We start from the raw sequence: 14,738 nt of genomic DNA, 5'->3' as shown, positions 1-14,738 counted from the left end.
AAGCTCGTAAAGCCTTGACTGAGTGAAGGAAAAGGGTCGATTCTGTTCCTCGCTAAGCGTTCCGATGCGCCATACGCAACGAGCTACGCGATGACCGGAAGGATGCCCCTTCGTGTCAGATCTCCACCTCGACGGCGACAGGAGAGATCTCGTCGCGGAGGATCAGCGGACCGTCCTCGACGTGCGCGGTCTCTGGAAGGTCTTCGGCCCGCGTGCCGACAGGGTCGTCGGAACCCCGCTCCAGGAGCTCTCGCGAAGCGAGCTGAGGGCCAGTACGGGCTGTGTGACCGCGATCCGCGACGTCTCCTTCACCGTGCGGCCCCAGGAGGTCTTCGTCGTCATGGGCCTGTCCGGCTCGGGCAAGTCCACCCTCGTACGCTGCCTGACCCGGCTCATCGAGCCGACGGCCGGTGAGGTGCTGTTCGACGGTGCGGACATCCGCAAGGCCGGTGACAGGCAGCTGCGCGAGCTGCGCCGCCACCGCTTCGCCATGGTCTTCCAGAACTTCGGGCTGCTGCCGCACCGGCGGGTCCTGGACAACGTGGCCTACGGGCTGGAGATCCGCGGGACCCGGAAGGAGGCCCGCTACGAGCGGGCCAGACAGATGGTCGAGCTCGTCGGGCTCTCCGGCTCCGAGGACTCCTACCCCGACCAGCTCTCCGGCGGCATGCAGCAGCGCGTCGGGCTGGCCAGGGCGCTCGCGGTGGATCCCGACGTGCTCTTCTTCGACGAGCCGTTCTCCGCGCTCGACCCGCTGATCAGGCGGGACATGCAGAACGAGGTCATCCGGCTGCACCGCGAGGTGGGCAAGACGATGATCTTCATCACGCACGACCTGAGCGAGGCGCTCAAGCTCGGCGACCGCATCCTCATCATGCGCGACGGCGAGCTCGTCCAGCTGGGCACGCCTGAGGAGGTCGTCGGGGCGCCCGTGGACGACTACGTGCGCGAGTTCGTCAGGGACGTGCCCCGCTCGCACGTGCTCACGACCCGCTGGATCGCGCGCCCACCCCGGCGGGACGAGCCCCTGGACGGGCCACAGGTCTCCCCGGACGTCGTGGTGCGCGACGCCGTGCACACGATCCTGCGCGCGACGAGCCCGGTCAGGGTCGTCGACGGTGACGAGCTGCTGGGCGTCGTCACCGCGGAGGAACTCCTGGGAGTACTCACCGAGCCCTCTCCCGACAAGAACCCCGCGGCACCCCCGCGGGAGACCCCCGCGCTGCTCACCGAGGAGAATTCCGGCAGGCCCGCCGCGCCGGCCAGGTCAGGGGAGCAGGGGTGACGGCCACCAGGGCCACCCCGGCCGGTGGTCTGCGGCGCCTGCCCGCCTGGCCGCGCCGCTACCTGCTGGCCGCCGTCGTCGCGGCCTGGGTGCTGGTCTGGGTGTTCGTCCAGGGGCGCGACACCTTCCAGCTCGGCGGCGCGGAGCTGACGCCGCTGCACGTGCGGATCAACGAGGCGAGCGAGGTCGTCGACAACAGCAGGAACGACAATCCGTTCTTCCTGTACTTCGTCAACTACATCCGGCTCTTCCTCGATGAGGCCGTCACGTTCGTCCAGGCGCTGATCAGCCGGCCGTCCTTCGGGCGGCCACTGCCGGTCATCGGCTGGCTGGGCGTGGTCACCGTCGCCACGGCGGTCGCGCTGCTCTGGGGCAACCTCAGGGTCGCGGTGCTGACCGCGGCCGGTTTCGCCTCCTTCGGCCTGCTGGGCCTGTGGGAGGAGAGTATGGACACCCTCGCCCTCACCCTGGCCGCGGTCGTGATCTCGCTGCTGATCGGTATCCCGCTCGGCGTCTGGGCCGGGGTGAACGACCGGTTCAACCGCCTGGTCACCCCGGTGCTCGACTTCATGCAGACGATGCCGACGTTCGTCTACCTCGCGCCGCTCACCCTGTTCTTCCTCATCGGCCCGGCGAGCGCCACCGTGGCGACGGTCATCTACGCCGCGCCGCCCGCGATCCGCATCACCGCGCACGGTATCCGCGAGGTGCGCCCCGCGATCCTGGAGGCCGGCACCTCGCTGGGCTCCACCGCCTGGCAGCTGCTGAGCAAGGTACGGCTGCCACTGGCCAAGCGGACCATCATCGTCGGTGTCAACCAGACCATCATGGCCGCGCTCTGCATGGTCACCATCGCCGCGCTGATCGACGCCCCGGGGCTGGGCAAGACAGTCGTCAAGGCGCTGGAGACCCTCGACGTCGGCAGCGCCTTCAACGCGGGCCTGGCCATCGTCATCATGGCCATCGTGCTCGACCGGGTCACCTCCGCGGCCGGCAGGCGCGTCGAGACCCGGTACCGGGCGGGCCGCTCGCGGGGGCCCGGTCGCCGCCGTGCCGGAATCGGCGCCGTCCTGGCGGGCACCGGTGTGCTGGTCTATCTCTCCCACACCTACGTGTGGGCCGCGGAGTTCCCGAGCGAGGCGAACCTGGGGCCGTACGTCCGCCGGGGCGTCGACGCGGCGACCCTGTGGGTGCAGGACAACCTGGCCGCCTACACCGGCGCGTTCAAGAACGCCGTCTCCTACGGCCTGCTCAACCCGTTCGAGGCGCTGCTCACCGACTCGCCGTGGTGGCTGGTCGCCGCGGTGATGATCGCGTTCGCCGCCATCCTGGCGAACGTCAGGGTCGTGCTGGTCACCGCGGCCTGCCTCGCCCTGCTCGTGCTGCTCGGCCTGTGGCAGGACAGCATGGTGACGCTGGCCTCGACGCTCGTGGCCACGGTCCTGGTGATGATCCTCGGGGTGGCGTTCGGTGTCTGGATGGGGCGCAGCGACCGCGTCGACCAGCTGGTGCGGCCCGTCCTGGACGCCGGGCAGACCATGCCGCCGTTCGTCTACCTGGTGCCGATCCTCGGCCTGTTCGGCGCGACCCGGGTCACCGCGATCACCGCCGCGGTCGTCTACGCCGCGCCGGTCGCGATCAAGCTCACCGCGGACGGCATCCGCGGGGTCTCCCCGAGCGCGGTGGAGGCCGCCACGGCCGCGGGCTCGAACACCTGGCAGCTCATCACCAAGGTGCAGCTGCCGATGGCACGCAGCGCGGTGACCCTCGCGGCCTGCCAGGGACTCATCTACGTGCTGGCCATGGTCGTCGTCGGCGGCCTGGTCGGCGCGGGCGCGCTCGGCTACGACGTGGTGGCGGGCTTCTCCCAGCTGCAGCTACGAGGCAAGGGGCTCGCGGCGGGCGTGGCGATCGTGGTACTCGGGATCATGCTGGAGCGCATCACCAGGACGGCGGCGCGGCGGGCGGACGCCGAGGCGCACGGCGTCCACTGAACACGACGGACAGCGATCCCGTCGCCCCGACACGGTGGCGGGCGGACTCGTATACAGGAGGACCTGTGGTGACAGTTTCGAGGATCGGGCGACCACGGGCGGTGGCGCTCCTGGTGGCCGGCGGCCTCCTCGTCTCCGCGTGCGGCGGGGCGAAGGTCGGCGAGAGCAGCGAGGGCACAGCCGCCCCCGCCGCCTCCGGCGCGGAGGGTAAGAAGCCCTGCGGCGCGGTCAACATCGCCATCAACCCGTGGGTCGGGTACGAGGCGACCGCGGCGGTCATCGCCCACGTGGCCGAGAAGGAGCTCGGCTGCGCGGTCACCAAGAAGGACCTCAAGGAGGAGGTCGCCTGGCAGGGGTTCGCCACCGGTCAGGTCGACGCCATCGTGGAGAACTGGGCGCACGACGACCTGAAGAAGAAGTACATCGAGGAGCAGAAGGTCGCCGTCGCGGCGGGTTCGACGGGCAACAAGGGAGTCATCGGCTGGTACGTGCCGCCGTGGATGGCCGAGAAGTACCCCGACATCACCGACTGGAAGAACCTCAACAAGTACGCCGAGCTGTTCAAGACCTCGGAGTCGGGTGGCAAGGGGCAGTTGCTCGACGGCGACCCGTCCTTCGTGACCAACGACGCGGCCCTGGTGAAGAATCTGAAGCTGGACTACAAGGTCGTCTACGCGGGCAGCGAGGCGGCGCTCATCACCGGCTTCCGGAAGGCCGAGAAGGAGAAGACCCCGCTGCTCGGCTACTTCTACGAGCCGCAGTGGTTCCTGGCGGAGGTCAAGCTCGTCAAGGTCAACCTGCCCGAGTACACCGAGGGCTGCGACGCCGATGCCGAGAAGGTGGCCTGCGACTACCCGCTCTACGACCTCGACAAGATCGTGAGCAAGAAGTTCGCCGACTCCGGCAGTCCGGCGTACGAGCTGGTCAAGAACTTCTCCTGGACGAACGAGGACCAGAACCTGGTGGCCAAGTACATCTCCGAGGACAAGATGACGGCCGAGGAGGCCGCGGAGAAGTGGGTCGGCGACAATCCCGACAAGGTGAAGGCCTGGCTCCCCACCGGCTGAGCGGGCGGCGGTCCCGGCGGCTCGACGGCCCGCCCGCACCGGGCGACACCGGGCGACAGGGATCGGTGCGGCGGAGTGCGACACGCGCCGGGTGCGGCGCGAAGTGACATGGCGAGGCGTCACGCGGAGCGGCGCGGATCGGGCACGGCGCGGACGGCGACAGCGTCCGCGGCGTGCTCCGATGCCGTGCCCGGCCCCTTCACCGGCGGGTACGGCCCGTTCTTGACAGCGCCACCCGCAAAGGGAGAATCTGTTGCGGGAAGCGCACCGCGTTCCGGACTGTGCAACGACGGAGGTGTGTATGGCGGGCCAACGCGTTGTCATCATCGGAGCAGGTGTCGTCGGGGCGGCCCTGGCCGACGAGCTCTCGGCGAAGGGCTGGGACGACATCACGGTCGTCGACCAGGGCGCCGTGCCCGCCACCGGAGGGTCGTCCTCCCACGCACCGGGGCTGGTGTTCCAGACCAACCCGTCCAAGACCATGACCGAGCTGGCCCGCTACACGGTCGAAAAGCTCGTCGCGCTCGACTGCTTCCTCCAGGTGGGCGGCCTGGAGGTGGCCACCACGCCCGAGAGGCTCGCCGAACTGCACCGCCGCCATGGCTGGGCCACCGCCTGGGGGGTCGAGGCGCGCCTGCTCACCCCCGAGGAGTGCGTGGAGCGCCACTCCCTGCTCGACAAGGCCAGGGTCCTCGGCGGGCTGTTCGTCCCGACCGACGGCCTGGCCAGGGCCGTACGCGCCGTCGAGGTCCAGCTGGAGCGAGCACGGGAGCGAGGCGTGCGCGTGCTGGACCGGCACGAGGTACGAGACATCCGGGTCGAGGACGACCGGGTGGCGGCCGTCGTCACCGACCGGGGTGAGATCCCCGCCGACCTCGTGGTCTGCTGCGCCGGCATCTGGGGCCCCAAGATCGCGGGCATGGTCGGCATGGCGTTGCCGCTGACCCCGCTGGCCCACCAGCTCGCCTGGACCGGCCCCGTCCCCGCGCTCAGCGGGCAGAGCGCGGAGGCCGTCCGGCCGATCCTGCGCCACCAGGACGCCGACCTGTACTACCGGGAGCGGTTCGAGCGGCTCGGCATCGGCTACTACGGTCACCGCCCGATGCCGATCGCCCCGGAGGAGATCCTCCCGGTCGCCGACGCCGAGGTCATGCCCTCGGTGCTGCCGTTCACCGGCGACGACTTCGCCCCCGCCTGGGCCGAGACGCGGGCGCTGCTGCCCGCCACCGAGCAGGCAGCGCTCGAAGAGGGCATCAACGGCCTGTTCTCCTTCACCACCGACAACATGCCGCTGCTCGGCCGGTCGCGCGACGTGCGAGGCTTCTGGGTGGCCGAGGCCGTGTGGGTCACCCACTCGGCGGGGGTGGGCCGGGCCATGGCCGAATGGCTGGCCGACGGCCACTGCTCCTCCTTCGACCTGCACGAGTGCGACGTCAACCGGTTCGAGGCCCACCAGCTGGCCCCCGAGTACGTGCGCACCCGCGGCTGCCAGAACTTCGTCGAGGTCTACGACATCATCCACCCGCTCCAGCCGGCCGAGAACCTGCGCCCGCTGCGCACCAGCCCCTTCCACGCCCGCCAGCGCGAGCTGGGCGCGTACTTCCTGGAGGCCGCCGGCTGGGAGCGCCCCCAGTGGTACGAGGCCAACGCCTCCCTGGTCGAAGGCCGCGACATCCCCCGGCCGAACGACTGGGCCGCCCGTTACTGGTCACCGATCGTCGGCGCCGAGGCCCAGGCCTCGCGCGAGGCCGTCGCGCTCTACGACATGAGCGCGCTCAAGCGGATCGAGGTCGCGGGCCGGGGGGCCGCCGCCTTCCTCCAGCGGATCTCCACCGGCGACGTCGACAAGTCCGTCGGCTCTGTCACGTACTGCCTGCTGCTCGACCACGACGGCGGTATCCGCAGCGACATCACCGTGGCCAGGCTGGGCCGCGACCTGTTCCAGGTCGGCGCCAACGGCAACCTCGACCTCGACTGGCTCCACCGTCACCTGCCCGCCGACGGATCGGTCACCGTCACCGACGTCACGCCGGGCACCTGCTGCGTCGGGGTCTGGGGCCCGCGGGCCCGCGACGTCGTGGCCCCGCTGGCCGGTCCCGGGTTCGGTCCCGGTGGCTTCCGCTACTTCCGCGGCGCGCGCGCCCACGTCGGCACCGTGCCCGTCACCGCGCTGCGGCTCTCCTACATCGGGGAGCTGGGCTGGGAGCTCTACACGACCGCCGACATGGGCGCCAAGCTGTGGGACACCCTCTGGGAGGCCGGCCAGGCGCACGGGATCATCGCCGGGGGCCGGGGCGCCTTCAACAGCCTGCGGCTGGAGAAGGGCTACCGTTCCTTCGGCACCGACATGACCTACGAGCACGATCCCTACGAGGCCGGCCTCGGCTTCGCCGTGCGCAAGGCCGACAGGGGTGACTTCATCGGCCGCGCGGCCCTGGCCGAGCGCGGCGCGGCGACCCGGCGCCGGCTGACCTGCCTCACCGTCGACGACCCCGCGGCCGTCGTCATGGGTAAGGAGCCGGTGTACGACGGCGCGTCCTGCGCCGGATACGTCACCAGCGCCGCCTACGGCTACACGATAGGCAGGGGCATCGCCTACGCCTGGCTGCCCGCCGAGCTGTCCGTGCCGGGGCGAGAGCTGCACATCGGCTACTTCGGCCGGCGGGTGAGTGCCGTCGTCGCCGAGGAGCCGCTCTACGACCCGGCGATGGAGCGGCTGCGTGGTTAGTGCGCCGACCGGGAACTCCCCGGCGCTCGAACGCGACGGGGCATGCCTGCAACGCCGCCGCGACCAGGGCCGCCGAGGTCGCGTTCGCCCTGGAAGACCTCTCGGGCATTCGGGAGCCGGTCACGGTTCGCAAGGCTCAGCGTGCCGGCCTGCACTCCTGGGGTTTCCACCAGCTACGGACGTTCGTGACGTACAAGGCCGCCCTGGCCGGGGAGCGGTGCGGTTGGTGGATCCGCGTAACACCTCCCGTACCTGCCCTGAGTGCGGTCACATCGACAGGCGGAATCGTCCTACCCGGGATGAGTTTCGGTGTGTTTCGTGCGGACTCGTCGGCCCGGTGGATTACTTCGCGGCGATCAATATCGGTCGCCGGGCAGTGCGTCACGCCGCCGACGACGCGGCCTGAACCGTACCTGCCAGGTACGGCGAGAAGCTGACAATGTCGGAGTCACACCGCCGTCATCCTGCGTCATGTGACTCACCGTCACCACCGATTTCACGCCAGAGCTGTTTACCGGTCAGGCCCGGTCCGCCTCACCCGTTCAGGGAAGCGTGACGAACTTTCCGAGGAAAGCCCGGGCCGAAGGGGTGTCCAGGCGGTAGTTGTAGTTGGTCTCCCTGCACGCCTCGTCGTCTCCGCTGATCGTCGTGGCCACGAGCAGGTCCGAGGTGGACCCTCCCAGGAAGTTCGGGCCGCCCGAGTCGCCGAAACAGGTTCCGCCGTCGCCTTTGGAGGGGTTCGGTGACAGTTCAAGCCATCTGCGGGTGAGGTTCTCAAAGGAGATGGATGTCTGGTTGCGGGTGTCGGTGTAGGTCAGCCGCATCCCGTGCTTCCCCTTGGTCGAGGCCAGGGCGCCGTACCCGACCGGGGTGAATCGCGTCGCCTTCAGGTCGCTGCCGGCTTCGAGGCGGTTGAGCAGACCCTCGGTGGGCAGCCTGGCGGGCTTGATGTCCGGGACGGCCGTGTCGAAGACGACGACGGCCAGGTCATGAAGGGCGGACTCGTCTTTGTATCGCGAGTCGAGGACGTAGCGGCCGGTGTAGACCTTGTCCCCGGGCCGGTAGTGGCTGGAGAACGAGACCCGAGCGGTCTTCTGCCCCGGTTCCGCGCAGTGGGCGGCGGTGAGGAAGACGGTCGGCGAGATGAGCGTGCCGGTGCAGTAGGACCACGTGCCATCGTCGTTCGGTTTGTCGTCGATGACGGCTCCCACCTGCGGGTGGGCTGTCAAGTCGGGCGAGCCGTTCGTGATGGCCCACGCGGGGGACATGGCGGTCGCGATCAGCATGACAGGAATCATGACAAAAGGTATAAAACGCACAGGGGAACTGTAGCCACTCGAAGGTTATACTTGACACAAAGCGCGAAGAGATCTACTCGGCGCTTGCCGAGCCGCCGTCGGCGGAGCCGTCCCGGTGCTGCTGGACGGGGGTGTCCGGCGCGGCCTGGGTGATCTTTCCGATACGCCAGGGATCGAGGCTCACCCGGCGTAGGGCCTTGAATGTGACGGTGAGCAGGGCGTTCGCCCGTTCGCCCGTTCGCCGACTCCTCGCAGGCCGCGGAGCAGCTTGTTGTAGGTGTGCTGGTCATGGTCGAGTTTGGGCCGGCCGGCCTTCTTCTTGATCGGAACGCGGATGACGTCGGCGGCCCTTTCATAGCCCGGGTCGGCCAGGGATGGCAGGCCGGTTTGGACGGCGGCGAGAGTGGTGACGACGTCCAGACATTCCACAGGTCGGGGGCATGTGCAGCGAGGATGTCAATGCCCTCGTGCAGGTAGCGGTAGGCGGTCATGCCGCCGATTCCGTGATCGGTCGCGAGTTGCGTGATCCGGGTGTTGTCGGTGAACCATCGCAGGAGGGCGCACCTGAATGATCACAATGGTGGTCGTCTGTCGTGGTTGTGGCTCTATCTCCATAGATTCACATGTGCGCGAACCGCTCAATTTTACGATCTATGGCTGGAGTATCAGACACTCCCAAACCGCCTTGACCAGCAGTGGAACACCCCGCATTACCTCACTCAAGGGCGTGAATGTTTACCTCACGTTCGGTCGGGCGCGTATTTTTACGTGGTTGAGCCGCTCCTTTAGGTTGACAGTGGGGGAAGTGCTCAACCGGGCACCTGAAACAGAGAAGAGGGCCCAACAATGAGAACACAATGGGCAGCAAAGGGAATGGCCGCGGTCGCCATTGCGGCGACCGGCCTGTTCTTCGTAACCGCGCCGTCCTACGCGAGCACCGTCACGGCAGGCGACCTCGAAGAACGGGGATACAAATGCAACCGTGCCGGATCGGGTGGCTGGCTGTGCGTGAAGCTCGGCGACCGGTGGCTCTGCCCGAACCGTCAGGTCCCCTGCATCGACCTGCCCGACATCGCCCGCCTGTAGCGTGGTCCGGTCAGGTTCCTCCTCGTGAACGAGGCGTTCTCGTGTTATCCGGCGTCGACGACGGCCGCGCCGATGTCCACGGCCATGGCCCGGCTTCCGGCCAGGAGACCGCCGTCCACGGGCAGGTCGATCCCGTTGATCCACGATGCGCGGTCGCCCGCCAGGAACGCGACGGCCTCGGCGACGTCGTCCACGGTGCCGACCCGTCCCATCGGATACCACGAGGCAGCCTTGTCCAGGGCGTGCGGATCGGTCGCGAGCCGCTCCTCCCAGATCGGGGTGGCGATCGTGCCCGGCGACACCGAGTTGACGCGCACGCCGTACGGTCCGTACTGGGCGGCCAGGCCGCGGGTGAGGTTGAGCAGCCCGGCCTTGGCCGCGCTGTAGGTGTCGTTGCCGAAGTAGCGATGGCCGTTGACCGAGGCCACGTTGACCACGGCTCCCCGCCGGGCCTCGCGCATGCCGGGCAGGACCGCCTGGCACAGGCGGATCGCCCCGCCGAGGACGACGTCCACGTCGACCGACCAGACCGGTTCGGGCACGGACTCGAACCCGAGGTTGCTGCAGACGGCGGCGTTGTTGACCAGGACGTCCACCGGGCCGTGGCGCGAGGTGATCGAGCCGATCGCCGAGCGGACGGACTTCTCCGAGCGCACGTCGAGGTGGACCGGCTCGGCGCCCTCGATGGTGTCCGCGATCGCGCGCGCCGCGTCCAGGTCGACGTCGGTGACGATCACCGTGGCGCCGCCGGTGTGCAGGACCCGCGCGATCGCCGCCCCGATCCCCCCGCCGGCGCCGGTGATCAGCGCGCGGCGCGGTGAAGTCGTGTCCCGAGGACCAGATGACATGGATCTTCCTTTCTCCGCTGTGGCTCAGCCCTTGAGCGCGCCGGCCGTCAGCCCCTTGGTGATCTGCTTCTGCAGTACGGCGAATCCCAACAGTACGGGGGTGACCGTGATCATCATCCCGGCGAACAGGGTGGCCCAGTTGGTGCCGTAGTCGGCGGCCTGGCCCAGCTGGAACAGCCCGAGCGGCAGGGGCATCTTCTCCGGCGAGTGGATCAGCAGCAAGGCGTAGAAGAACTCGTTCCAGTTCTGCAGGAAGCTGATGATGGCGACCGACGCCAGTCCGGGCCCCATGAGGGGGAGGATCACCGAGATGAACGTGCGGGCCGGGCCGGCCCCGTCCATCGCCGCCGCCTCCTCCAGGTCGTACGGCAGGGTCTTCATGAAGCCGACCAGGACGAAGACGTTGAACGGCAGGTTGTAAGTGGCGTAGACGAGAATGAGCCCGAGCCGGCTGTCGAGGAGACCGAGATCCTGCATGATCAGGTAGAGCGGCGCGAAGGTGACCATCCACGGGATCATCAGCCCGAGCAGGAACGTGCTGAGCACCACGCCGCTGAACCTGAAGGTGATCCGGGCCAGCGGGTAGGCGGCGAACACGGCCAGCACGACGCCGATCGCGGTGGAGGCGACGCTGATGACCACGCTGTTGCCGAAGAACAGGCCGATGTTGGCCTGGTTCCAGGCGTTGACGTAGTTGTCCCAGCGCCAGGCGTCGGCGATCTGCCAGGGGGGTGAGGAGATGAACTCGCGGTTGGTCTTCATCGACACGTTGAAGACCCAGGCATAGGCACTGATCGAGGACAGCGCGACCCCGCCGAGCAGCAGGTAGAAGAAGAGGTGGTGCGGGCGGAAAGGGGCGCGGGGCCGGGATGGGCCACCCCTGCGCCTCGGGGTGGGGACGGGTGGGTGGGGCGTGGCCGCGGGGCCGGCCGGGGTGGGGCGCTCGGTCAGATCAGTACTGGAGGTCATCGCGCTTCATCACCTTGTTGAGGAGCTTGGCCACCGTCAGCATGACCACCACGAGTACGACGCCGATGGCCGCGGCATAGCCGAAGTCGGCCCGGTCGAAGGCGACGCGGTACATCAGGGTGCCGACGGTGTCGGTCGAGCCGAAGGGACCGCCTCCGGTCATGATGTAGACGAAGGCGAACGTCTGCAGGCTCTGAACCACCCACAAGATGGCGAGCATGCGCATGAGGTCGAGCATCATCGGCAGCATGATGCTCCAGAACACCCGCCACTCGCCCGCCCCGTCGATGCGCGCGGCCTGCAGGACGTCGGTGGGCAGTCGTTCGAAGCCGGCGCACAGCAGGACGATCCAGATGCCGATGCCGTGCCACACGGACACGAACGTCACGGCGGCCAGCGCGGTGGAGGGGTCGCCGAGCCAGATCTTGGCCAGGGCGCCCAGTCCCATGGACTCCAGTGTGGGGTTGATCAGGCCGAGGGTGGGGTGGTAGAGGAACTTCCACATCAGTGAGACGACGGCGACCGACAGGACCACCGGGGCGAACACCACGAACCTGAAGAAGCGCTCGCCGTGGATTCGCTGTGACAGGGCCCAGGCGATCGCCATGGCGGGCGGGAACAACATGCCGCTGCCGATGAGGGTGAGCAGGAACGTGTTCTTGAGCGAGTTGAAGAAGGCGGGATCACCTGTCAGCAGGCGATACTGGTCGATCCCGACGAATCGCATCGTCCCCGTGCGGGAGAACTCGTTCAGCGACAGGTCCACCGTTTTGATCAACGGGTAGAGGAAGAAGACCCCCAGTAGCGCGAGCGCGGGTATCAGAAAGGGGATGATGATGCGTCGCTGGGCCGCCTTGAGCATGTGACCTCCGGGGTTCACATCCGCCGCGGGCTCCGCCGCGGGAGCGGAGCCCGGGAGGCGGGTTCGGTTGACGGGGTTCAGTTGCCGTGGACCCGGCGCAGTCCCTTGTCGAGGTTGTCGAGAGCCTGCTGGGCGTCCTGCTTACCGAAGAGCAGCTTGGCGATCTCGGGATAGACGATGTCCTTGGCCTTGGACTCCATCAGGCCGTAGTAGCTCGCCTGGAGCCGGTCGGCCTTGGCCACGACGTCGGAGATGCCCGGCAGGCCGGGAGGGCTCGCCACCCCCTTGACCCCGGAGACCTCGCCGATCTCGTTGGCCCTGCGGGTCTGGGTCTCCACGCTGGTGACCCGGCGGATCCACTCCAGTGAGAGCGGGATGTTCTCGCTCTTCGCGGATACCGACATCAGCTGGGCGGCGGCGAGCATGCTCGCCTGGTCGCCGGTCCCGCCGGCCACGGTCGGGAACTGCAGGACGCCCAGCTCGAAGTCCTTGGGGATCACGTCGGCCATCTCGCTGACGAGCCAGCTGCCCATGAGGATCATGCCGGCCTTGCCCTGGAAGAACTGGGCCTGGGCGGCGGTGAAGTCGGTGCCCTCGAACCCCTTGAGGAAACCCTTCCTGTCACGCAGGTCCTGGAGCATCTGCAGTCCCTTGAGGAATCCCGGGTCGTCGGTGATGTTCCCTTTGCCCTCGGTGAGGATGTCGTGGGCCTTGTCATAGCCGACGGTGCGCAGCCAGATGTTGTCGCTCCACATGCCCATATAGGGCTCGAACAGGCCGGTGACCGCGATCGGGTCCACGCCGGCGGCCTTGAGCCCGTCAGCGGCCTTGGTCAGGTCGTCCCAGGTGGCGGGCGGGGTGATGTTGTGCTTTTTGAAGAGCCCCGCGTTGTAGAACAGCACCTGCAGGGACAGCTCGGAGGGGACGCCGTAGATCTTCTTGCTCGTCGGGTGCTCCATGAACTGCATGACCGCCGGGCTGAACTGGTCCAGCCAGGGCTTGCCGGTGGTTGTGTCGACCTGGTCCAGGTAGGGCTTGAGGTCGAGCAGGGCGCCGCTGTCGGCCCACTCCAGCAGCGCCGGGTTGGTGCCGTCGAACATCGTGTAATCGACGTCCAGCCCGTCGCCCGCGCGCCACCTCTGCTCCAAGGCCGGGCGCGCCTTGGTGTTGGCGAAGGTCGGCTTCAGGTCGGCGCCGGCATGGTCCTTCTCGATCCCGGCGGCGATGTCCTCCAGAAACTTCAGGGAGGGGGTGCCGACGGCCGGGAGTACGCCGACCTCGATCGAGCCGCCCTTGATGTCCTGCTGCCAGCTCTTGGCGTCGGGAGCCTGCTGGGTGGCCTGGTTCGCGCCGGTCGCGCCGCCTGTGCCGCACGCGGTCAGAACCAGGCAGGGAACAACGATAAAACCGACCAGTACCTTACGTGCTACTTTCACCGCGAAACCTCCATTCCTAGTGATATCTGGTTTAGTGTCGTTGTTTCTAGATTTCTGTCTCATTTGCTGGGTCTCGTCCGGATAGATCGGGCAGCAGGTCCGCGAACTCCTGGAGAAAGACCTCGATCCGGCGCAGTTCCTCGGTGTCGAGCAGGTGGGCGGGCCCGCGGCAGTGGGCGCTGTCGATGAGGCCCCGGCGGAACGAGATCTGCTTCTCGGCGGCGATGATGAGTTCGGTGTCGAGCATCCAGTACGAGATGTAGGGCAGCAGTCGCCGGTGCAGGTCCTCGCCGCCGGCCTCGTCGCCCGAGGTGAGCCGACGCCAGATCTCGACGTAGATCTCGGTGAACGAGCATCCGGGCTGGCTGCCCACCGCGCCGCGCCGCCAGGCGTCGGGGAGTTGCACTCCGGCGTAGCCCTCAAGCGAGGTCACCGGCGGGTCGAGGGCGGCCAGTTCGCCGATGAGCCGCCCGGGTGGGTTGGACTCCACTTTGATCAGCCGGAGGTTCGGGTGAGTGCGCACCAGGGCGGCGATGGTGGCCGCGTCCAGGCTGGTTCCCGTCTCGTTCGGGGCGTACTGCAGCACCACCGGGGTCGGGGCGACCGCGTCCAGGACCGCCGTCACGTGCTCGATCTGGGAGCGGCGTGAGGGGCTGAGGAAGTGCGGTGCCAGCAGGTTGATCAGGTCGGCCCCGGCGGCCACGACCTCGCGGGCCCGTGCCACGGCCATCCGGGTGGTGTGGTCCTGCACCGCGACGATCGCGGCGAGGTCATCCCGGTGGGCGGTTCGCCGCAGCAGGAGCGCGGTCAGCTCGCGGCGCTCGTCCTCGGTGAGCTTGTAGTACTCCGAGGCGAACCCGGGAAACATCACGCTCGTCACGCCGGTACTCAGGACGTGATCGACGACCCGGCCGAATCCCTCGAAGTCGACGTCTCCGGCGTGGGTGAACGGAACCGCGAGAACGGGCGAGATCCCCCGAACCAGGTCCGAGGCGTCGCCGTGGCCGTGGCCGTTGAGGGAGGCCGCCGCGGGAGAGGCACTCGTCTGGATGTTCATTCGCCCTCCTACCTTGATGGGACTTAGTATTCGAAATACCGAAAACATTTTCTTAAATAGGAACGATAGACGCCCAAGTCCTCCCACGACAAGGGGTCGTGGGAGGAA

Annotated in this window: 13 protein-coding genes and 1 pseudogene; 6 read left to right on the top strand and 8 right to left on the bottom strand. The window is 68.2% G+C overall.

The annotated features are described in order from the left end of the window. Window positions 1–112: 112 nt before the first annotated feature. From ABT061_RS35625 to ABT061_RS35605, 5 genes are all read left to right on the top strand, one after another. Window positions 113–1,285, top strand: coding sequence for a quaternary amine ABC transporter ATP-binding protein (locus ABT061_RS35625; RefSeq protein ID WP_502991551.1), 1,173 nt, complete (start codon window positions 113–115; stop codon window positions 1,283–1,285). Next, complete coding sequence (locus tag ABT061_RS35620; protein ID WP_350926373.1) at window positions 1,282–3,279, top strand: ABC transporter permease; 1,998 nt, start codon at window positions 1,282–1,284, stop codon at window positions 3,277–3,279. Before ABT061_RS35625 ends, ABT061_RS35620 begins: the two co-directional genes overlap by 4 nt. Window positions 3,280–3,347: 68 nt before the next feature. Further along, the gene (locus tag ABT061_RS35615) at window positions 3,348–4,346 is read left to right on the top strand and encodes an ABC transporter substrate-binding protein (protein ID WP_350926371.1); all 999 of its coding nucleotides are present in this window, start codon (window positions 3,348–3,350) and stop codon (window positions 4,344–4,346) included. Between the two features lie 301 nt (window positions 4,347–4,647). Further along, window positions 4,648–7,074, top strand: a complete 2,427-nt coding sequence (locus tag ABT061_RS35610) for a GcvT family protein (protein WP_350926369.1) — start codon at window positions 4,648–4,650, stop codon at window positions 7,072–7,074. After that, window positions 7,016–7,480, top strand: a complete 465-nt coding sequence (locus ABT061_RS35605) for a zinc ribbon domain-containing protein (protein ID WP_350926367.1) — start codon at window positions 7,016–7,018, stop codon at window positions 7,478–7,480. Before ABT061_RS35610 ends, ABT061_RS35605 begins: the two co-directional genes overlap by 59 nt. A gap of 136 nt (window positions 7,481–7,616) precedes the next feature. Here ABT061_RS35605 and ABT061_RS35600 read toward each other — a convergent pair whose 3' ends face one another. From ABT061_RS35600 to ABT061_RS35590, 3 genes and pseudogenes are all read right to left on the bottom strand, one after another. Next, a complete protein-coding gene (locus ABT061_RS35600; RefSeq protein WP_350926365.1) occupies window positions 7,617–8,360 on the bottom strand; it encodes a S1 family peptidase in 744 nt (247 codons plus the stop codon). 192 nt (window positions 8,361–8,552) lie between these two features. Beyond that, window positions 8,553–8,801 carry a transposase family protein gene (locus tag ABT061_RS35595; RefSeq protein WP_350926363.1) on the bottom strand — a complete coding sequence of 83 codons (249 nt, stop codon included), beginning with the start codon at window positions 8,799–8,801 and terminating at the stop codon, window positions 8,553–8,555. After that, window positions 8,801–8,929: pseudogene (locus ABT061_RS35590) on the bottom strand (IS5/IS1182 family transposase); the annotation flags it as partial. The pseudogene ABT061_RS35590 and the gene ABT061_RS35595, both read right to left, overlap by 1 nt. A gap of 316 nt (window positions 8,930–9,245) precedes the next feature. Between ABT061_RS35590 and ABT061_RS35585 the strand changes: the two are divergent. Beyond that, entirely contained in the window at window positions 9,246–9,458 is a 213-nt protein-coding gene (locus ABT061_RS35585; protein ID WP_350926361.1) for a hypothetical protein, read from the top strand. Window positions 9,459–9,502: 44 nt separating this feature from the next. On the opposite strand, the gene ABT061_RS35580 is transcribed toward ABT061_RS35585, so the two are convergent. The 5 genes from ABT061_RS35580 to ABT061_RS35560 form a co-directional block, all read right to left on the bottom strand. Further along, the gene (locus ABT061_RS35580; RefSeq protein WP_350926359.1) at window positions 9,503–10,306 is read right to left on the bottom strand and encodes an SDR family NAD(P)-dependent oxidoreductase; all 804 of its coding nucleotides are present in this window, start codon (window positions 10,304–10,306) and stop codon (window positions 9,503–9,505) included. A gap of 24 nt (window positions 10,307–10,330) precedes the next feature. After that, window positions 10,331–11,275, bottom strand: coding sequence for a carbohydrate ABC transporter permease (locus ABT061_RS35575; RefSeq protein WP_350926357.1), 945 nt, complete (start codon window positions 11,273–11,275; stop codon window positions 10,331–10,333). After that, entirely contained in the window at window positions 11,259–12,137 is an 879-nt protein-coding gene (locus ABT061_RS35570; protein ID WP_350926355.1) for a carbohydrate ABC transporter permease, read from the bottom strand. The genes ABT061_RS35575 and ABT061_RS35570 overlap by 17 nt, the downstream gene beginning before the upstream one ends. Before the next feature lie 77 nt (window positions 12,138–12,214). Beyond that, window positions 12,215–13,573 carry an ABC transporter substrate-binding protein gene (locus ABT061_RS35565; protein WP_350926354.1) on the bottom strand — a complete coding sequence of 453 codons (1,359 nt, stop codon included), beginning with the start codon at window positions 13,571–13,573 and terminating at the stop codon, window positions 12,215–12,217. 46 nt (window positions 13,574–13,619) lie between these two features. Further along, window positions 13,620–14,630 carry a dihydrodipicolinate synthase family protein gene (locus ABT061_RS35560; protein WP_350926352.1) on the bottom strand — a complete coding sequence of 337 codons (1,011 nt, stop codon included), beginning with the start codon at window positions 14,628–14,630 and terminating at the stop codon, window positions 13,620–13,622. Between the last annotated feature and the right edge of the window lie 108 nt (window positions 14,631–14,738).

Origin of the sequence: Streptosporangium sp. NPDC002544, assembly GCF_040295965.1 — a bacterium.
Lineage (GTDB): Bacteria > Actinomycetota > Actinomycetes > Streptosporangiales > Streptosporangiaceae > Streptosporangium.
This window is presented reverse-complemented; position numbering and strand designations above follow the sequence as displayed.

What these genes read in the sequence shown, in the direction of transcription:
- ABT061_RS35610 (WP_350926369.1), top strand. Translation starts at nt 4,648, where the DNA reads ATGGCGGGCCAACGCGTTGTCATCATCGGAGCAGGTGTCGTCGGGGCG.
- ABT061_RS35600 (WP_350926365.1), bottom strand. Translation starts at nt 8,360, where the DNA reads ATGCTGATCGCGACCGCCATGTCCCCCGCGTGGGCCATCACGAACGGC.
- ABT061_RS35585 (WP_350926361.1), top strand. Translation starts at nt 9,246, where the DNA reads ATGGCCGCGGTCGCCATTGCGGCGACCGGCCTGTTCTTCGTAACCGCG.
- ABT061_RS35580 (WP_350926359.1), bottom strand. Translation starts at nt 10,306, where the DNA reads ATGTCATCTGGTCCTCGGGACACGACTTCACCGCGCCGCGCGCTGATC.
- ABT061_RS35575 (WP_350926357.1), bottom strand. Translation starts at nt 11,275, where the DNA reads ATGACCTCCAGTACTGATCTGACCGAGCGCCCCACCCCGGCCGGCCCC.
- ABT061_RS35570 (WP_350926355.1), bottom strand. Translation starts at nt 12,137, where the DNA reads ATGCTCAAGGCGGCCCAGCGACGCATCATCATCCCCTTTCTGATACCC.
- ABT061_RS35560 (WP_350926352.1), bottom strand. Translation starts at nt 14,630, where the DNA reads ATGAACATCCAGACGAGTGCCTCTCCCGCGGCGGCCTCCCTCAACGGC.